This window comes from Micromonospora lupini str. Lupac 08, assembly GCF_000297395.2.
Taxonomy (GTDB): domain Bacteria; phylum Actinomycetota; class Actinomycetes; order Mycobacteriales; family Micromonosporaceae; genus Micromonospora; species Micromonospora lupini.
Window position 1 is genome coordinate 6,476,053 of record NZ_HF570108.1, and the last position, 18,402, is coordinate 6,494,454.

15 protein-coding genes and 1 riboswitch are annotated in these 18,402 nt (G+C 72.9%); of the genes, 5 read left to right on the top strand and 10 right to left on the bottom strand.

What is annotated here, in order from left to right; translation table 11 throughout:
• A partial coding sequence (locus MILUP08_RS30690; protein ID WP_083915947.1) for a sensor histidine kinase occupies positions 1–2,324 on the bottom strand: 2,324 nt, incomplete at its 3' end.
• A gap of 446 nt (positions 2,325–2,770) precedes the next feature.
• On the opposite strand from MILUP08_RS30690, the gene MILUP08_RS30695 reads away from it, so the two are divergent.
• Positions 2,771–3,952: an ABC transporter substrate-binding protein gene (locus MILUP08_RS30695; protein ID WP_007465184.1), complete on the top strand. Its 1,182-nt coding sequence runs from the start codon at positions 2,771–2,773 to the stop codon at positions 3,950–3,952.
• 195 nt (positions 3,953–4,147) lie between these two features.
• Here MILUP08_RS30695 and MILUP08_RS30700 read toward each other — a convergent pair whose 3' ends face one another.
• Positions 4,148–5,008, bottom strand: coding sequence for an ABC transporter permease (locus MILUP08_RS30700; RefSeq protein ID WP_007465186.1), 861 nt, complete (start codon positions 5,006–5,008; stop codon positions 4,148–4,150).
• A gap of 100 nt (positions 5,009–5,108) precedes the next feature.
• Positions 5,109–6,140 carry an ABC transporter substrate-binding protein gene (locus tag MILUP08_RS30705; protein ID WP_039909027.1) on the bottom strand — a complete coding sequence of 344 codons (1,032 nt, stop codon included), beginning with the start codon at positions 6,138–6,140 and terminating at the stop codon, positions 5,109–5,111.
• A gap of 271 nt (positions 6,141–6,411) precedes the next feature.
• Between MILUP08_RS30705 and MILUP08_RS30710 the strand changes: the two genes are divergently transcribed.
• The 4 genes from MILUP08_RS30710 (at position 6,412) to MILUP08_RS30725 (ending at position 12,084) form a co-directional block, all read left to right on the top strand.
• The gene (locus MILUP08_RS30710) at positions 6,412–7,197 is read left to right on the top strand and encodes an ABC transporter ATP-binding protein (protein ID WP_007465190.1); all 786 of its coding nucleotides are present in this window, start codon (positions 6,412–6,414) and stop codon (positions 7,195–7,197) included.
• 2 nt (positions 7,198–7,199) lie between these two features.
• Positions 7,200–8,150 carry an LLM class F420-dependent oxidoreductase gene (locus MILUP08_RS30715; RefSeq protein ID WP_039906933.1) on the top strand — a complete coding sequence of 317 codons (951 nt, stop codon included), beginning with the start codon at positions 7,200–7,202 and terminating at the stop codon, positions 8,148–8,150.
• On the top strand, positions 8,147–8,455 hold the full coding sequence (locus MILUP08_RS30720; RefSeq protein WP_007465195.1) for a cupin domain-containing protein: 309 nt from the start codon (positions 8,147–8,149) through the stop codon (positions 8,453–8,455). Before MILUP08_RS30715 ends, MILUP08_RS30720 begins: the two co-directional genes overlap by 4 nt.
• Positions 8,456–8,532: 77 nt before the next feature.
• On the top strand, positions 8,533–12,084 hold the full coding sequence (locus tag MILUP08_RS30725) for a hypothetical protein (protein WP_144057044.1): 3,552 nt from the start codon (positions 8,533–8,535) through the stop codon (positions 12,082–12,084).
• Between the two features lie 100 nt (positions 12,085–12,184).
• Here the strand turns inward: MILUP08_RS30725 and thiC are convergent, their stop codons facing one another.
• From thiC to thiE, 7 genes are all read right to left on the bottom strand, one after another.
• Positions 12,185–13,777, bottom strand: a complete 1,593-nt coding sequence (gene thiC, locus MILUP08_RS30730; protein WP_007465199.1) for a phosphomethylpyrimidine synthase ThiC — start codon at positions 13,775–13,777, stop codon at positions 12,185–12,187.
• A 17-nt stretch (positions 13,778–13,794) separates the two neighbouring features.
• Positions 13,795–14,580, bottom strand: coding sequence for a bifunctional hydroxymethylpyrimidine kinase/phosphomethylpyrimidine kinase (gene thiD / locus MILUP08_RS30735; RefSeq protein ID WP_039906935.1), 786 nt, complete (start codon positions 14,578–14,580; stop codon positions 13,795–13,797).
• Entirely contained in the window at positions 14,577–15,317 is a 741-nt protein-coding gene (locus MILUP08_RS30740; protein ID WP_083916085.1) for a thiamine phosphate synthase, read from the bottom strand. Before MILUP08_RS30740 ends, thiD begins: the two co-directional genes overlap by 4 nt.
• Positions 15,318–15,406: 89 nt before the next feature.
• Positions 15,407–16,177 carry a thiazole synthase gene (locus MILUP08_RS30745; protein WP_007465204.1) on the bottom strand — a complete coding sequence of 257 codons (771 nt, stop codon included), beginning with the start codon at positions 16,175–16,177 and terminating at the stop codon, positions 15,407–15,409.
• A gap of 5 nt (positions 16,178–16,182) precedes the next feature.
• Positions 16,183–16,383, bottom strand: coding sequence for a sulfur carrier protein ThiS (gene thiS / locus MILUP08_RS30750; RefSeq protein ID WP_007465206.1), 201 nt, complete (start codon positions 16,381–16,383; stop codon positions 16,183–16,185).
• On the bottom strand, positions 16,374–17,669 hold the full coding sequence (thiO, locus tag MILUP08_RS30755) for a glycine oxidase ThiO (protein WP_007465208.1): 1,296 nt from the start codon (positions 17,667–17,669) through the stop codon (positions 16,374–16,376). The genes thiS and thiO overlap by 10 nt, the downstream gene beginning before the upstream one ends.
• Complete coding sequence (gene thiE / locus MILUP08_RS30760; protein ID WP_007465211.1) at positions 17,666–18,289, bottom strand: thiamine phosphate synthase; 624 nt, start codon at positions 18,287–18,289, stop codon at positions 17,666–17,668. Before thiE ends, thiO begins: the two co-directional genes overlap by 4 nt.
• A riboswitch (TPP riboswitch) is annotated at positions 18,284–18,393 on the bottom strand. It overlaps the preceding gene by 6 nt.
• Positions 18,394–18,402: the final 9 nt, after the last annotated feature.

Consider the following 18,402-nt stretch of genomic DNA (forward strand, 5'->3'; position numbering starts at 1 on the left):
AGCGCGTCGATCGTCGGGTACGCCACGGTCGGGCTGCCCACCGAGGTGCCGGTGCCGTTGCTGTACGCCGGACGGGCGGGCGGGACCGGGGTGGCCGGCGCGGCGGCCGGCGGCACCGTCGGACGGGGCCCGGTGTAGCCGCCTGCCTGCACGGCCGGGGCGGTGTCCCGCGCGTCGACCGGCGACTGCCACTGCGCGGGCGCCGGAGTGCTGGTCCGCCACTGGTCGGGCAGCGTCGCCGCCGCGGTGGTGGCGCCGGCGTACGACTCGGCGTGGTTGACCGGGGTGAGCGGCGTCTGCTCGACCGCCATCGGCTGGCGGGGCCGGGTGAGTACCTGCTCGCGGCCCCGGTTGCTGGGCAGGAGCACGGTGGCGGCGGGCAGCGTCACCTGGGCGACGGTGCCGCCCTCCACGTTGCGGCGCAGCTCCACCCGGATGCCGTAGCGGGAGGCGAGCCGGCTCACCACGGCCAGACCCATCAGCCGGAACGCGGCGACGTCCACGCTCGGCGGGGCCGCCAACCGACGGTTGAGCGAGTCGAGCTGGTCGTCGGTGAGGCCGAGCCCGCGGTCCTCGATCTGGATCAGGACGTAGTCGCGGATGCGGCGACCGTCGGCGACCACCGTCGTGTTCGGCGGCGAGAACCGGGTGGCGTTGTCCAGCAGTTCGGCGACGAGGCGTACCACGTCGTTTACCGCGTGTGCGGCCACGGAGATGTCGGTGTCGACGGTGCCGAACTCGATGCGGTTGTAGAGCTCCACCTCGGACTGCGCGGCGCGCAGGACGTCCACGACCAACGCGTCGTCGCGGCGCGGCACTGCCGAGTCGGCGCCGGCGAGGACCAGCAGGTTCTCGTCGTTGCGGCGCATTCGGGTGGCCAGGTGGTCCAGCTCGAAGAGCTGGGCCAGCCGCTTCGGGTCCTCCTCGCCGCGCTCGATCGCGTCCAGCTCGCCGATCATCCGGTCGACCAGGGTCTGACTGCGGCGGGCCAGGTTGAGGAACATCGCCGAGACGCTGGTGCGCAGCGCGGCCTGCTCGGCGGCGACCCGCACCGCCTCCCGGTGGACGACGTTGAACGCCAACGCCACCTGACCGACCTCGTCACGGCTGTTCAGTTGGATCGGGTCCCGGACCTGGCGGACGATCTCGTCCACGCCACCGTCACCCACGCTGCCCATGTTCTGCAGTCGCTGCACGGCGTCGGGCAGGTCGTGGTTGGCCACCGAGAGCGCGCCCTCGCGCAGCCGGCGCAGCGAGTGGTTCAGCGACCGGGCCAGCACCACGGCCAGCGACACGGCGATGATCAGGGTGAGCAGCACCAGGATCGACTCGACCACTGCCTGCCGGATGACGTCCGAGCGCGCCTGGTCGGCCTGCTCCAGCAGCCGGTCCTGCAGTTGGGTCTCGGCCCAGCGCATCAGGTCGTTGACCGCGCCGATGGCGGCGGTGGCGTCCTGCGCGCTCACCAGCGGGCGCTGCCCGACGGAGCGGGTGATGTCGGTGGCGACCCGGTCGGAGAGGCCGACGGCGTCACCGGAGACGGTGCTGTCGACGAGGGCCCGCTGCACGGGGTCGGCGGCGAGCGAGAAGGCGACCAGTGCCTCCTGCTGGCTGGTCAGCGTGGCCACGAAGGAGGAGAACTGCTCCGGGTCGAGCTGGCCGGCGGTCAGCGCCGTGAAGGCGACCGCCTCCTCCTCGGCGACGGACGCCTTGGCGCGGGCGAACGCGGCGACCGCCCGGCGGCTGTCCGACAGGCTCTCGTCGCCGGGCAACTGGGCCAGCCCGTCGCCGTAGGAGACCAGGTCGGTGAGGATGACGCCGTAGCGCAGCACCGCTTCGGCGACTGCCATCTGCCGGCGGTCCAGCACCTCCTGGCGGGTCCCGTCGAGGGTGGACAGGTGGTCGTCGATCGCCGCCAGCCGATCCTGCAACGCGGCCGGCACCTCGCCGATCCGGCCCCGCTCGGCGCGGTACTCGTCCACGCGCTGCTGCGTCTGGCGCACCCGCAGGTTGTACGCGTCGGCGGGCTGCTGGGGAGCGGCCAGGTAGGCCGCCGCGGCCATCCGCTCGGCGTGGAGGTCCTGGGTCAGCGCGCTGACGTCGATGGACAGCGCGGTGAGCGACCGGGCCCGGGTGGCGTCGTAGGCGCCCTCGCCCACCGAGATGAGTCGGACGGTGGCCAGCGCGATCACGGCGGCCACCGGAACGACCAGAATCAGCGCCAGCTTGGACCGGATCCGGGCGTCCCGCAGTCTCGGCAGGCGCCGGCGCGCAGGCCGAGCTTTCTCGCCGAGCGCGGGCAGGGTCGTCGGTCCGGTGCTCACGACATCGCCTCCGTCGTTTCTTCCCCGCCTGGCCCGCCGAACCGTGCCGTAAGCGGAGGGGACCACGCGCGGCACGGCCGCGATTTCATCAGAGAAGATCGTGTTTGGGAAGCCGCAGTGAGGTAGGAAACGGTCGGACGGCGCGGAACCCGTGATCCGGTCAACTGATACCTTCATTTCCGCAAGCCCCTGAACAGGGCATGTAACTCCAGAGTGGTCGCGCGTGTATGCAAAGTGAGCTTTTGCAAACATTGCGTTACCCCAGCATGTGGGATGGCCGTCCCGAAAATGCAACCGGGGTCCGCGCTTGACCACAGCGCCGGCCATTGGCAAGGTTTTGCAGGCTTCGCGCACACACCGTACGGCAGAGGAGATCCCGTCCTCCACTGAGGACGGATTAGCGGCGGTGACCGGGCAGCGCCCGCGCCCGCACCTGGAGGACTGAGTTGAGCCCCATCCGCTCCGCGACCATCGCGGCGCTCGCATCGGCCGTAGTGGCCACCACGCTCACCGGCTGCCAGTTCGGCGGGGCGGAGCAGGACACGAGTCCGATCGTGATCGCCGCGGACCTCGAACTCTCCGGCGCCGCCGCCCCCGTTGGCCGCGCATACCAGCGGGCCTTGGAACTCAAGGTCGAGCAGTTGAACTCCTCCGGCGCACTGAACGACCGGAAGATCGAACTGAAGGTGAAGGACAACCGTTCCGACGCCGCCGAGTCACTGCGCAACATCGCCGACTTCAGCAGCGATTCCCGGGTCAGCGCCATCGTCATGGGCGGCTGTAACGAATGTGCGGTCGGTGCCGCCGGTGTCATCAACGACAAGCGGATTCCGACCATTGCGCTCGCCGCTTCCGGGGCGATCGCGAGCCCGGTCGCCGAGCGGCGCTACGTGTTCAAGCTGGGCCCGAACGCGGCGGACAGCGCCGCAGCGCTCACCACCGAACTGCGCCGCAAGAATGTCCGCAAGGTGGGCCTGCTCGCCAGCAACGACGACTACGGCCGCGAGGGCGTGGTCGCGTTGCGCCGCGAACTGACCAAGGCCAACATCAAGGTCGCCGGCGAGGAGTCGGTGAAGACCACCGACACCGAGGTCGCCCAACAGGTCGGGAAGCTCACCAAGCTCAAGCTCGACGCGCTTGTCGTCTGGACCCCGCCGGAGCAGGCCGCGCTGGCCGCGACCAGCGCCCAGCAGGCCGCGTTCCGGGGAGCGCTCTTCTTCGACGCGGGCGCGGCCGGCGACCTCTTCCTCGGCGCGGCGGCCCGGGCCACCGAGAAGGCCACGATGATCTTCACCCAGACCATGGTGATCGACGACGTGATCGCCACCACGCCCGCGAAGGCGGCCCGGCGGCAGTGGTTCCAGGACTACACAGCCCGCTTCGGCGGCTACAACGGGTCCTCGTCCTTTGCCGCCGACGCCATCCAGCTGATCGCCGACGCCGAACTGCGTGCCGGCGGCCCGGCCGGGAAGGTCGACCGGGACGGCATCCGCGACGTGCTGGAGACGTCCCAGATCGACGGTCTCTCCGGCCCGATCCGCATGACGCCCGACAACCACTCCGGCCTCATGCCGCAGGCGCTCACCACGCTCGTCGCCCGCAACGGTCGTTGGCGTCTGGCGGGCTGACGGCTCCTTCCGTCGTGCTCCAGGTTGGGGGTTGTGGCCCACCGTGCCCGGCTCCGGGCGGTCAGGCTTGATCCCTGCGCCGGGCACGGTAGGCCAAACCCTTCGCTCCAGCGGCGTCGATGACGAGAGGGCCGGCCTCCTTGTGGGGGCCGGCCCTTTGCGTTGCCTTTGTTTGCTTTGCTCTGCCGATCGGGGTCAGCGGCTGCTTGTTGTTTCACGGACCCAGGGCAGGGCGATCCGCTCGACGAGCACGAGCGCGGAGTAGAGCAGGATGCTGACCAGCGCCACCAGCAGGATGGCCGCCCAGGCGGTGGCGTAGTCGCCGACGCCCGCGTACTGAAGGATGACGTAGCCCAGGCCGCTCTCCCCGGCCTGGAACTCACCGATCACCGCGCCGATGGCCGCCAGCGGCATGGCCACCTTGAGCCCGACGAAGATCTGCGGCAGCGCCGCCGGGAAGCGCACCTTGCGGAACGCCTGCCAGCGGGAGGCGTTCCAGGACCGGACCAGCTCGGCCAGGTCGGCCGGCGTGGTGGTCAGCCCGGTCGCGGTGGACAGCACGATCGGGAAGAAGCAGAGCAGGAACACCATGGTGAGGATCGGCTTCTGACCCCAGCCGAGTGCCACCACCAGCAGCGGACCCAGGGTGATCTTCGGCACCGCGTTCACGGCGACCAGCAGCGGGGTGAACATCCGCTCCACCGTGCGGGAACTGGCCAGGGACAGCCCGATCAGGACACCGGCGGCGACCGACAGGGCGAAGCCGACCAGGATCTCCAGCAGGGTGGCCCAGGTGTGCTCCAACATCTGGGCGGGCTTGTCGACGAACGCGCTGAACACGCCCCCCGGCGGTGGCAGGGCGGCCTCCGGGATCAGCTCGAAGCGGGCGATCAGCCACCACGCGGCCAGGGCCACAAGCATTCCGGCCGCGGGCAGGAGCACCGCCCCGGTCCTGGCGCGCAGGCCGGCGCCCCGACCCGCCCGACGCGCCTCCCGGCCGGCGCCCGGGGGTGGGGGCGCCGTCACCGCCGGCTCGGCTGAGCGGACGTCGGTCATCTTGTCCTCCTCGTGATTCGCCGGCCGCGGGGGCCGACGAGCGACGGGGGTACGCCCCACCGGATCCGGCGGGACGTACCCCCTGGTGACGACCGGACGATCAGGCCTTCGGCGCGAGGCTGAAGTCGATGATCTGCTCGGGGGTGATGTTCTGCTTGAGCGCGCCCGCGCCCTGCAGGATCGCGATGCTCTTCGCGACCCGGCCGCTGTCCAGCGTGCCGATGGCGGTGCCGGAGTTGCCGGAACGCACGTACGCGGCCATCAGGTCCAGCTCGGCGGCGGCTGCCACCGGGTTGGCGGCGTCGACGTTCTTCTTCAGGATCTCGCCGGCCTCCTTGGAGTTCGCCAGGCTGTACTCCAGGCCCTTGAGCAGCGCCGCGGTGAACCGCTTCACCATCTCGGGCTTCTCCTTGGCGATCTTGGAGGAGGTGATCAGCACGTTGCCGTAGAGGTCCTGCATCACGTTGCTGTACGGCAGCATGACGGCCTTCTTCTTCGACACCGCCTCGATCGTCGGCTGACCGACGACGAACTGGCCGATGCCGTCGACCGAACCGCTGGCCAGGGTGCCGATCAGCGCCTGCGCCTCACCGTTGACCCAGGTCACCTTGCTGGCGTCCACACCGGCGAGCCGGGCGTACGTCGGGAACAGGTTGCGGACCACGGAGCCGGGGGTGTCGGCGAGCTTCTTGCCCTCCAGGTCCTTGGGCGAGTTGATGTTCTTGCCCTCGACGGTGGCGATGCCGGCCATCGTGCGCTGCTGGATCGCGGCAACCGCCGTGAAGTCCTTGGCCTGGCCGTTGCCGAGCTGGAGCAGACCACCGGTGAGGTCGATCGGCCCGAAGTCCGCCTGGCCGCCGACGACGGTCTGGATCACGCCACCGGTGCCCTGGCCGGCCTTGATGTCGACGTCGAAGCCGGCCTCCTTGAAGAAGCCCTTGTCCTTCGCCACCCAGGCGTAGGAGTCACGGCCGAAGTTGCCGAAAGAGGTGAGGTAGGTCACCTTCTCCAGCGATCCGCCCTTGCCGCCCTTGGCGTCGTCGGACTTGTCCGACCCACTGCTGCAGGCGGAAACAAGGGCGAGGGCGGTGGCCAGCGCGGCCGTAGCGACCGTACGGGTCAGCCTTCTCATCAGTAGCACCATGTCCTTTCCGACCGGGGCCGCAGGCCACCGGAGGGGGTTGTCGCGACGGAACCGGCGGGAGGGGTCGAAGCCGGGCACCGCCATCGTGAGGGGACTCTTCGCGGGCACAGCGTACGAGAAACCCACAGTTGCGACGCCAGGCGTATCGGGTTGCGGAACGGAAACAACCTGACGACCACCCCGGACGGTGCGAGATGTCAACGGTGCAGCTAGCCTTTGTCGGATTCCTGACCGTCCACTCAGCGGAGGTACGCCGCAGATGATCCGACTGTCCGGGGTGTCGCGTACCTTCGAGGGCCGATCCGGCCAGGTCGAGGCCCTGCGCGGCATCGACCTCGACGTCGCCGAGGGCGAGTTCGTCGCCGTGCTCGGGCGGTCCGGCTGCGGCAAGTCGACCCTGCTGCGGCTGATCGCCGGGCTGCTTCCGTTGACCTCCGGCGAGATCACCGTGGCCGGAACGCCGATCACCCGGCCCCGCCGCGACATCGCCATGCTGTTCCAGAAGCCGGCGCTGCTCCCGTGGCGCAGCGTGCTGGACAACGTCCTGCTGCCGGTGGAGATCTTCGGCTGGAGCCGCGCCAAGCACCGCGAGCGGGCCCGGCAACTGCTCGACGTGGCCGGGCTGGCCGGGTTCGAGAAGCGGCTGCCGCACGAACTCTCCGGCGGCATGCAGCAGCGGGTGTCGCTGTGCCGGTCGCTCATCGGCGAACCCCGGGTGATGCTGATGGACGAGCCGTTCTCCGCGCTCGACGCGCTCACCCGCGAGGAACTCTCCGGCGAACTCCAGCGCGTGCACATGGAGAACAAGCCGACGATCGTCTTCGTCACCCACTCGATCGACGAGGCGGTGCTGCTCGCCGACCGGGTGGTCGTGCTGAGCCCCCGCCCCGGCCGGATCCGCAAGGTGGTCGAGGTGGCCATCCCCCGACCCCGCACCCTGGGCCGCAACGCCCACCTCGCCGACGTCGCCCGGGTCAGCGCCGACCTGCACGAGCTGTTGATGGAACGCGACCAGCCGGCCGCGGCCGGCGTGGAGGGACGATGACCATGCGGGTGTCGGTGTTCACCGAGCCGCACCGGGGTGCCGACTACGACACGCAACTCCGGTTCGCCCGACTGGTCGAGGACGGCGGGTACGAGGGCTTCCTCCGCGCCGACCACTACCAGTCGATGGGCGCCGACCCGGGCCTGCCCGGCCCGACGGACGCCTGGCTGACCCTCGCCGCGCTGGCCCGCGAGACCCGACGGATCCGGCTCGGCACCCTGGTCACGTCGGCGACCTTCCGACTGCCCGGCCCGCTCGCCGTGCTGGTGGCGCAGGTCGACCAGATGAGCGGCGGCCGGGTCGACCTCGGCATCGGCGCCGGCTGGTACGAGCGCGAGCACACCTCGTACGGCATTCCGTTCCCGGCCGTCGGCGAGCGCTTCGACCGACTGGCCGAACAACTCGAGGTGATCACCGGGCTGTGGGCCACCCCGGTGGGTGAGACGTACAGCTTCACCGGTGACCACTACCGGCTGGTGGACGCGCCCGCGCTGCCCAAACCGGCGCAGGTGCCCGGACCGCCGATCATCGTGGGCGGGCGCGGTCCCAAGCGGACCCCCGAACTGGCCGCCCGCTACGCCGACGAGTTCAACATGCCGTTCAAGTCCGTGGCCGAGACCGCCGCGGCGTACGACCGGGTGCGGGAGGCGTGCGACCGCGTGGGTCGCGCGGAGGCCGGGCGGGCGCCGCTGGTGCTCTCCGCCGGGATCGTGGTGGCCATCGGCCGTACCGACGCCGAGGCGCAGCTCCGGGCCGCGCCCCTGCACGAGAAGAGCGCGCTGCCCCCGGAGGACCCGGTGGTCGGCTCCCCCGCGCAGCTCGTGGAACGGCTCGGCGAGTTCGCCGAGATCGGCGCCACCCGGGTGCACCTGCGCATGACCGACCTCGACGACCTCGACCACCTCGAGCTGATCGCCGCCGAGGTGCTCCCCCAACTGGAGGCGGGACGATGACCGACGTGATCGACGGCACCGAACTCGGGCCGGTGGGCCAGGAGATCGTGTACGAGAACGACCGGGTCCGGGTCTGGCACATCCGGCTCGAACCGGGCGAGCGGCAGCCCCTGCACCGGCACGACCACCCCTACCTGGTGGTGGCGATCGAGGGTGCGAAGAACGTCGTACAGACCATCGACGGCACCCGGATCGACGCCGACGAGCCCACCGGCGGAGTCGTCTACCGGGACCCCGGTGCGGTACACATGCTCACCAATGTCGGGGACACGACATACCTGGCCCGACTGGTCGAACTCAAGTAGACCCGCCGGGCGCGCCCCGCCGCGCCGCGCGGCGCGCCGGTGGCGATCGGGTGTACCAGGTGCGTAACGTGCCGGACATGGCCTTTCGGACCTGGGGCAGACTACTGCTCACGGCGCTCGGGGTGAGCGTGCTGGCCGGAGCCGGCCAGCTCGGCGTCGCGTACGGCTTCGGCATCGTCCGACTCACCGGCGCCTTCACCGGCACGACCGTCAACCAGTGGCCGGCCCAGCTCGTCTGGGTGGGCTGGTTCGCCGCGAACGCCGCCGTCGCCGGCGCCGTCCTGACCGGGCGCCTGGCCCGCCGGGACGCACCGCCGCCCAGCATCGGCCGGCAACTGGCCATCGGCGGCGCGGCGGCGCTCGGCGCCACCGCAGTGGCCCCGCTCTGCATGCAGCCCGCCCGAGCCGCCGAGTTGATCTCGGTGGACCCGGTCTGGGCAGTCGGCATCTGCGCCATCCTCGGGGCGGTCATCGGAGCGGGCGCGGCCGTCGCCGTGCTGTTCCGACCGGAACTGGGCTGGAACATGGCGGCCGTGGCCGGTGCGGTCTGGCTGCTGGCGTTGATCTCCGTCCTGCCGTCGCTCGGCACGGCCGGCGCGTTGCCCACGGTCCGCCTCGGCGTCCTCGAACCGAACTGGCTGGACGACGCCGCCGCGCAGCGTCTGGCGCTGCTCCTGCTGCCCGTGGTGGCGCTGCTCACGGGCGCCGCGACCGCCGGGTTGGCCCGCTGGCGCGGCCAGGTTCCGCTGGTCAGCGGAGCGACCGGGGTGGCCGGTCCCGTGCTTGTGGCATTCGCGTACCTGACCGCCGGCCCCGGCGACGCGGTGGACCGCTACCAGACCACGCCCTACTACGGCGCGTTGATCGCGATCCTCGCCGGCGCCCTCGGCGCGGCGGCCGCGGCCCTGCTGCGCTGGCCCGTCGGCGCCCGCACCGCCGCCCCCCAGGCGATCGAGCCGACCGACATCCTGCGCCCGCTGCCCGCCGGCCCGCCCCTGCCGGGCACCGAAGCGGCGACGTCGACGGATCCGGTCGACGACCGCCGCGACACCGAGCCCACCGCCGAAACGGCCGCCGCCGGTGGACAACTGGCCGACACCGGTCCAGGTCCGCGCGCCGCCGACGACACCGCCACCGTACGCACCGTCCCCGCGCACTGGGACTGGCCGGCGACCACGGCCAGCGGCCAGCACGGCCCCGTCCCCGCCGACGCGACCCGCCCGGAGCAGGCGCCCCGGCAGGTCGGCCGCCGTCAGCGCACCCACACCGCCCCGGACGTACCGAAGGCGGGCGCCTCGACCGAGGACGCACTCCGCACGGGCGGGCAGCACGACCGTGGGACCAACCCACCGGCCCCCGCCTCCTGGCTGACCGACCCGACCGGCGAGTTCACCGCCGGGCGACAGTCGACGCCGTCGAGCCGGGACGGCGACACCCCGACCGTCCCGGCGTCCACGGCTGCGACGTCCGCCGCTGAGACGTCCACCCTCCCGGCCGGTGATACCGGAGCCGTCGACCCGACGCCCGACGCGGGCGGCGACGACCCGACCGGCAGGAACGAGCCGGGCAGCGACCATCCGACGACCGGCAACCCGGTCGCCCCCGTCACCGGCACGGCGGCCCAGGGCACCACGAGCACGTCGGTCGCGGGCAGCCCCAACACCCCGGTCGCGGACGACGGCCAGCAGGTCGCGGGCAGCACGAGCACGCCGGTCGCGGGCAGCACCGGCACGCCGGTCTTGGGTGACGGCCCGGCCGACTCCCCCGCACCCAAGCCGCGCCGTACGCGCAAGCCGAAGTCCGCTCCGGTCGGGTCGGGCACGATCGAGGGCACGGCACCGGCCGGACGGGAGTTGGCCGCCACCGAGGCGACCAGCGGCGGTGGGCCCACGGTGACCGGCGGCGGTACGCCGAAGGCGAGCACGCCGGATGGGGACTCCCCCGTCGCAGGGGCGGGCCTTCCCGCGCCCGCCGACTCGGACCCGAAGGTCGCCGACGGCGCCGCCCACGCCCCGACGGAGGCCGCCGCTGACGATGCGGCAGCACCGCCAGCCGGATTGACCTCTGGTCCCGTGGCGGCACCAGCCGCTGGATCGGCCACCGACAGCACGGCAGGTGCTGGATCGACCGGTGGACGCACGGCAGGTGTCGAGTCGGCCACTGACAGCACGGCAGGTGCCGGATCGACCAGCGGGCGCACGGCACCGGCCGCCGGAACCATCGGTGGGGGCATGGCGGCAGCCGCCGGATCGACCGGTGGGCGCACCAGGCGGCCGGCCCGGTCCGGCAAGGCCATCGACGTGACCGGCGCCGACTCCGCTGGTGCCGTCGACCAGGGCGCTCCCCTGCCCGGCCAGGACGCCGCGTCCGGCCAGGAGAACCAGGCCGACGGGAAAGATCCGCAGGGTCAGACTGCCGGGATGGGCGGAGAGAGCCGGCGCGCCGGGGTCACCAGCACCGAGCCGGAGGGCACCGACGTCGGGGGTGGTGATCCCGCACCGGTCGAGAGGTTTTCGACGGGCCGCGCCGAACCGTCCGCGACCGAGGGCGACGGCCGCGCTTCGTCGCTGTTCGGGGAGGCGACTGCCGACGCCCCGACGACCGACCGGTGGACTCCGGCGGCCCCGGCCTGGCCGGTCACCTCGGCGTGGACCACCGAGCCGGAGACGGAAACGACTGCCCCCGAAGCGTCCGCTTCGGATGCTCCAGTCGTCGCGGAGGACTGGACGCCGCGCTTCCGGCACCGGGCGCCGCTGCCGGACCTGAGCCGCGCCAGCACCTGGGACGCCTTCAACACCACTCGACGCACATCGGATCGGACCGCCAGCACGACGGACCAGGGCGCCAGCACGCCCGACCTGAGCGCCAGCACCCCGGAACTGAGCGTCGGCACGCCGGGACTGAGCGGGCCGACCGACCCGACCGTCAGCAGGCCAGGCCGGGGCGGGCCGACCGACTCGGCCGCCAGCACGACGGACCAGGGCAGCCCGTCCGCCGCCACGCTTGGCGGGACCCGGTCGAGAGACCGCGCCGCCAGCACGACGGACCAGGACTACAGCACGCCAGACCGAGGCAACAGCACGACGGACCGGGACAGCAGCACGACGGGCCGGGTCGCCGGCAGGCGCGGCCGGCTCGCCGACGCTGCTGGGGCATCCGCCGCGGCGGGACGTGTCGTGCCGCCGTCGGCCGGTCCGGGCATACCGGAGCAGGGTGGCACGTCCGGCACCGCCGACAGAGGCACGTCCGCCACCGACAGGGGCGCGTCCGCCACCGCCGACAGAGGCGCGTCCGCCACGGACAGGGGCGCGTCCGGCACCGCCGACACAGGCGGAACGGACAGCGACGGAGGGCCGGACAGCGATGCCCGGCGGGCCGAGGCGACGTCCACGGACGGCGTGGAGCAGCCCTCCCGGCGGGGACGGCTCGGTGGCCTGTTCCGGCGCAACCGGGCCCGGGCCGACGAGGAGAAGCGGCCCGCAGCGGATGCGGCGGAGCCGCTGGCCACGCAGGACGAGGAGTTCGTCGACTGGGTCGCCGGGCTCGGCAAGCCGATCGCGGACAACGAGCCCGAGCAGGAGAACGGCCGTCGCTCGCTGCGCTCCACCGGCCGGCATCACCGCGACTGACCACCCCAACGTGATCGACTCGGGTTCCTTGAATCCGGGCTGTCCACCGCGCTCGGACGCCCCGATTTCAGTGAACCCGAGTCGATCATGACGCACCAGGTCAGGCGAGCGGCAGATAGACCTTCCCGCCGCCGGAGACGAACTCCTCCGACTTGTCCTTCATGCCGCGGGCCGCGTACTCCTTGAGTTCTTGGGTGATCTTCATGGAGCAGAACTTCGGGCCGCACATCGAGCAGAAGTGCGCCGTCTTCGCCGGCTCCGCGGGCAGGGTCGCGTCGTGGTACGACCGCGCGGTCTCCGGGTCAAGCGAGAGGTTGAACTGGTCCTCCCAGCGGAACTCGAACCGCGCCTTCGACAGCGCGTCGTCCCACTCCTGCGCGCCCGGGTGCCCCTTGGCCAGGTCCGCCGCGTGGGCCGCGATCTTGTACGCGATCACGCCCGCCTTCACGTCGTCGCGGTCCGGCAGGCCGAGGTGCTCCTTCGGGGTGACGTAGCAGAGCATCGCGGTGCCAAACATGCCGATCATCGCGGCGCCGATCGCCGAGGTGATGTGGTCGTACGCGGGCGCGATGTCAGTGGTCAGCGGGCCGAGCGTGTAGAAGGGTGCCTCGTGGCACCACTCCTGCTGGAGGTCCACGTTCTCCTTGATCTTGTGCATGGGCACGTGGCCGGGGCCCTCGATCATCACCTGCACGTCGTGCTCCCAGGCGATCTTCGTCAGCTCGCCGAGGGTGCGCAGCTCGGCGAACTGCGCCTCGTCGTTGGCGTCGGCGATCGAGCCGGGGCGCAGCCCGTCGCCGAGCGAGAACGTCACGTCGTAGCGCGCGAGCAGCGCGCACAGCTCGGCGAAGTTCGTGTAGAGGAAGTTCTCCTCATGGTGGGCCAGGCACCACGCCGCCATGATCGAACCGCCCCGGGAGACGATCCCGGTGACCCGGTCCACCGCCAGCGGCACGTACGGCAGCAGCACCCCCGCGTGCACAGTCATGTAGTCGACGCCCTGCTCGGCCTGCTCGATCACGGTCTCCCGGAAGACCTCCCAGCTCAGCTTGACCGGGTCCCCGCCGACCTTCTCCAGGGCCTGGTAGATCGGCACCGTGCCGATCGGCACCGGCGAGTTCCGCACGATCGCCTCGCGGGTCTCGTGGATCCGCTTGCCGGTGGACAGGTCCATCACGGTGTCGGCGCCCCAGCGGGTGGCCCAGGTGAGCTTCTCCACCTCCTCGGCGACCGACGAGCTGACCGCCGAGGTGCCGATGTTGGCGTTCACCTTGACCAGGAACGCCTTGCCGATGATCGCCGGCTCGCACTCCGGGTGGTTGACGTTGAGCGGCAGCACCGCCCGACCGGCGGCGATCTCGGCCCGCACGAGTTCCGGGTCGACGTTCTCCCGGATCGCCACGAACTCCATCTCCGGCGTCACCACACCGGCCCGCGCGTACGCGAACTGCGTCGGACGACGTCCGTCCACACCGGCGAGCGGCGTACCCGCGCCTCGCACCGGCGCCACGTCACCCCGCTCGGCGATCCACGGACCGCGCAGCGCGGGTAACCCCACCGACGGGTCCGATCCCGGTCCGGACGTGTCGTAGAGCCGCACCGGCGGATGGTCGCCGGTCAGCGCCACCTCGGCGAACGGCACCCGCACATCCGGCCGTGACCCCTCGACGTACACCTTGCCTCGTGCCTGCATGACAACCTCCCTGGTGATCAGGCGGACCAGCCGAAGTGATCCAGCGGCCCGCGCCCCGCGCCCAGCTCCCAACTCCGCGCGCCGGACAGCGCGCGGAGCACGTACTCCTTGGCGGCCCCGACCGCCGCCGGCACCGGATCGCCAAGCGCGAGCCGCACGGCGATCGCCGCCGAGAATGAGCACCCGGTGCCGTGGGTGTGCCGGGTGTCCACGCGTGGCCCGCGCAGCAGGGTCGTGACGCCTCCCCCGTGCAGCACGTCGACCGCTTCGTCCCCACCCAGGTCACCGCCGGTGACCACCACGTGCTCCGGGCCGCCGGCCGCGAGGGCCTCCGCGGCGACGACCATCCCGGCCAGGTCGTCCACCGGGCGTCCGGTGATGGCCGCGGCCTCCGCGCAGTTCGGCGTCGCCACCCGGGCGTACGGGAGCAGCCGCTCCACCGCGCCCACCACGCCGAGCCGGTGGCCGCTCGTGGCCACCAGCACCGGATCGACGACGAGTTGGGGCAGCCGGCCGTCCCGGGCGGCCTGGGCCACCACGTCGGCGACGGCGGGCGTGCCGAGCATTCCCGTCTTGACCGCGCGCACGGTGAAGTCGGCGAGGACGCTGTCCAACTGCTCGGTGACCGTGCGCGGCGGCAACGGCAGGACGGCGTCGACACCCCTGGTGTTCTGGGCGGTGACAGCCGTGAGGACGCTGGTGCCGTACGCCCCGAGCGCCGCGAAGACCTTCAGGTCGGCCTGGATGCCAGCGCCGCCGCCGGAGTCGGAGCCGGCGATGGTGAGGATGGTCTTCGGGGTCACGGGCTTTCCCTGGTTGCGGTTGGGGGCTGCGGCCGACCGTGCCCACTCCGGGCGGTCAGGCTTGATCCCTGCGTGGGCACGGTCGGCCGCAGCCCTGACCGGGAGACCTCCGTGCGCCCGTGCCCGCTTTCGGGCGGCTTCGAGCTGACCGCCTTGACATATGCGCTGGTCAAGCTCGCCACTATTTCGGCGGGATCGGTGGCTCGCATGATCGCGCCCAGCACTGCCACTCCGGCGGCGCCCGCCTCTACACAAGCGGTTACGCGGTCCGGGGTTTCTACGCCGCCGAGCGCCAGGACGGGCACGGGGCTGCGCCGGATCAGGCTCGCGAGACCGTCGGGTCGCAGGGGCGGGCCGTAACCGGGTTTGCTGCGGCTCGGGAAGACCGGCGACAGGGTCGCGTAGTCCTCCCTGGTGAGTCGGAGCAACTCCGCCTCGTCATGGCAGGAGCGGCCGACGAGGCGGCAGCGCGGTGCCGGGTAGGGGCCGGCGGCCGGCAGGTGCACGGCGTCGCCGTCGAGCGGATCCGGGCCGGCAACGATGAGCGTCCCGCCCGCCTCCGCGAGGATCGGGCGCAGGTCGGCGGCGAGGGCAGCGCGCTCGGCTCGGGGCAGGTCCTTCTCGCGCAACAGGACGGCCCGCACTCCTCCGGCCACGGCAGCAGCCACGATCTCCGCGAGTGGTCGCCGTGCCTGCCAGCGGTCGGTCAGCACGACGATCCCCCCGATCGCCGAGATCTTGGTGAGAAAACGCCCCTCCAGGGGCCGTTTCGTACCAAGATCCGGAGCCGGCGAGCCCGCCGGCCCGGCTGCGCCCGTCCACCCGGTCACAGGTCTGGTCTTCCCTCGTCGGGGGTGGACGGGAGGGCGTGGAAGCGGCGGGCGATCCGGCCCGCACCGGCGGCCAGCCGGCCGGCCTCGACGGCGTACCGCATCGCCGTCGCCATCGCCACCGGGTCGGCGGCCCGGGTGACCGCGCTGGCCAGCAGGACGGCGTCGCAGCCCAGCTCCATGGCCAGGGCCGCGTCGGACGCCGTGCCGATGCCGGCGTCGAGGATCACGGGTACGTCCACGCTCTGGCGGATCAGCCGGATGTGGTGCGGGTTGCCGATGCCGAGCCCCGAGCCGATCGGCGCGCCGGCGGGCATCACCGCGGCGCAGCCCACGTCGGCGAGGCGGCGGGCGAGCACCGGGTCGTCACTTGTGTACGGCAGCACCGTGAAGCCGTCGGCGACCAACTCCTCGGCGGCGCGGAGCAGTTCCACGCCGTCGGGCAGCAGCGTCCGTTCGTCGCCGATCACCTCCAGCTTGACCCAGTCGGTGTCGAACGCGTCGCGCGCCAGCCGGGCCACCTTCACCGCCTCGGTGGCGGTGTGGCAGCCGGCGGTGTTCGGCAGCAGCCGTACGCCGCACCGGTCCATCAGGTCGAGCAACCCTCCGGCGGTGCCCGGGGCGGTGTCCACCCGGCGCAGCGCCAGCGTGACCAGCTCGGTGCCGGACGCGCGGATCGCCTGTTCCAGAACGTGCAGGTTCGCGGCACCGCCGGTACCGAGGATCAGCCGCGACGTGAAGGCCACCCCACCCAGGTCGAACGCCATGGCACTCACCCGCCCTGCGCGGCGGTGAGCACCTCGACGCGGTCGCCGTCGCGCAGCACAGTGGCCGGCCAACCGGCACGGGGCACCACCTCGCCGTTCACCGCTACCGCGACGCCACGCTGGTGCGGGGCGACGTCGCGGACCACGTCGGCCACCGACGCGCCACCGGGGACGCTGCGCCCGGTCCCGTTCACCGTCAACTCCACAGGTCCTCCTCGGTCGTCCGTCCAGGTCCGTCCGCCTCGCCCGCGCCGGGCCGGGCCACGTCGCCGGCCGACGAACCGACGGTGCGCCGGCGTCCGCTCAGGTCACCCGCGTCGGGTCGGGCCACGTCGCCGGTCCCGGCCGACGACGTGACGGTGCGCCGGGGTCCGCTCCGGTCGCCCGAGCGGGGACGGGCCGGTGGCGCGTCGGTGAACCGGTCCGCGCCGAAGGGTCCGAGCAGCGGGTCGGCCACGCCTGTGGTCACCAGGTCGGCGATCGTCTCGGCGGTGATCGGGGTGAGCACGATGCCGTGCCGGTGGTGCCCGGTGGCGGCCAGGACGTCCGGCCGGCCGGGCAGCGGCCCGAGGATCGGCGCGTTGTCCGGGGTGCCGGGCCGCAGGCCGGCGACCGCCTCGACCAGGTCGTACTCGGTCAGCTCGGGCAGCAGGTCGACACCTGCGCGCAGCAGCCGCTGCACGGCGCCCGCGGTGACAGTGGTGTCGGAGCGCTCCTCGACAGTCGCGCCGAGCACGACCTCGCCGTCGGCGCGGGGCACCAGGTAGACGTGCTCGCCGTCGGCGTACCCCCGGATCACGTGCCGGAAGCCCGGCGCGACGCCGCCGGGCGCGCGCAGCCGCAGGATCTGGCCCTTCACCGGCCGCACGGGCAGGCCGGTGAGGGCTGCGGCCCCGCAGCCGGCGGCGACCACTGTCACCCGGGCGTCCACGTCGGACAGTCGACGGACCGGCCGTGGCACGAACGCCGCGTTGGCCCGCTGCGCGGCCGTGCGCAGCGCCGGCACCAGCAGCCGGGGGTCGACCTGGTGGTCGGTGGGCGCGAGCGCGCCGCCGCGCACCCGAGGGGCGAGCGCCGGTTCGCGGTCGCGCAGCTCGCTCGGGCGCAGCGGTGTCACCGGCAGACCCAATCCCTGTTGGTACGCCCACAGCCGGCGCGCCTCGGCCAGGTCGTCGCCGGTCAGCCCGACCATCAGCGTGCCCTCGGTCCGGTAGCCGATCTCGACGCCGCTCGCCTCGGTCAGCTCGGCGGCGAAGCCGGGCCAGCGGGCGGCGGACGCGACCAGCAGCTCGGTCAGCCGCCGCTCACCGAAGTACGCCTCGGCGACCGGGGAGAGCATGCCGGCGGCGACCGCCGACGCCCCCGAGCCGGGGGCCGGGTCGTGCACCGCCACCCGTAGTCCGCGCGTGGCGCAGCGCCAGGCGATCGCGAGCCCGATCGGCCCCGCGCCGACCACCGCCACGTCCACGGCGGGGGCGGCCGATCCCGTCACGCCAGGGCCCGGAGCAGCTCGGCGGTGGCGGCGGCCGGGTCGGTGGCGGCGGAGAGCGCGCCGACCACCGCCACCCCGTACGCCCCGGCGGCCCGCAGCGCCGGCACCCGGGCTGCGGTCACCCCGCCGATCGCGATGACCGGCACGTCGACGGCGTCGGCGACGGCGCGGACGCCGGTGGGCCCGATGGGGTCCGGCAGGCCGTCCTTGGTGCTTGTGGCGTGGCACGGCCCGACGCCCAGGTAGCTGGCCCCGGCGGTGACCGCCGCGACAGCCGTCTCCGGCGCTCGGGCGGTGGCGCCGAGCACGCCGGTCGGGCCGAGCACGTGCCGGGCGGCGGCGACCGGCAGGTCGTCGGCCCCGACGTGCCCGCCTGCGGCGCCCACCGCGAGTGCCACGTGCAGCCGGTCGTTGACCAGGCAGGTCGCTCCGTACCGGGCGCAGAGCGCCAGCACCCGGCCGGCCAGGTCGTACGCCTCGCGGTCGGTCGCGGAGTCCTCCACCCGGACCTGCACGACGAGGTCGGCGCGGGCCGCCGTGAGGGCGGCCCGGACCACGGTGAGTGGGTCGCGCCCGGGTCGGGTGTCGGTGACGAGATGCAGTCGTCCAAGGGACGGCACGGCAACGCTCCTCCCTGCGCCGGCATTACCCGGATCAGGTTCGACGGTCGGGGGCTGTCAGCCCCCCTCTCAGCCCGGTACACCGGGCTCCCGTGGGTTACTTGCGTGTCACC

Bases quoted from the DNA above. Each gene is read 5' to 3' on its own strand.
- MILUP08_RS30720 (WP_007465195.1), top strand. From the start codon at position 8,147: ATGACCGACGTGATCGACGGCACCGAACTCGGGCCGGTGGGCCAGGAG.
- MILUP08_RS30710 (WP_007465190.1), top strand. From the start codon at position 6,412: ATGATCCGACTGTCCGGGGTGTCGCGTACCTTCGAGGGCCGATCCGGC.
- MILUP08_RS30725 (WP_144057044.1), top strand. From the start codon at position 8,533: ATGGCCTTTCGGACCTGGGGCAGACTACTGCTCACGGCGCTCGGGGTG.
- MILUP08_RS30700 (WP_007465186.1), bottom strand. From the start codon at position 5,008: ATGACCGACGTCCGCTCAGCCGAGCCGGCGGTGACGGCGCCCCCACCC.
- MILUP08_RS30715 (WP_039906933.1), top strand. From the start codon at position 7,200: ATGCGGGTGTCGGTGTTCACCGAGCCGCACCGGGGTGCCGACTACGAC.
- MILUP08_RS30705 (WP_039909027.1), bottom strand. From the start codon at position 6,140: ATGAGAAGGCTGACCCGTACGGTCGCTACGGCCGCGCTGGCCACCGCC.
- thiC (WP_007465199.1), bottom strand. From the start codon at position 13,777: ATGCAGGCACGAGGCAAGGTGTACGTCGAGGGGTCACGGCCGGATGTG.
- MILUP08_RS30745 (WP_007465204.1), bottom strand. From the start codon at position 16,177: ATGGCGTTCGACCTGGGTGGGGTGGCCTTCACGTCGCGGCTGATCCTC.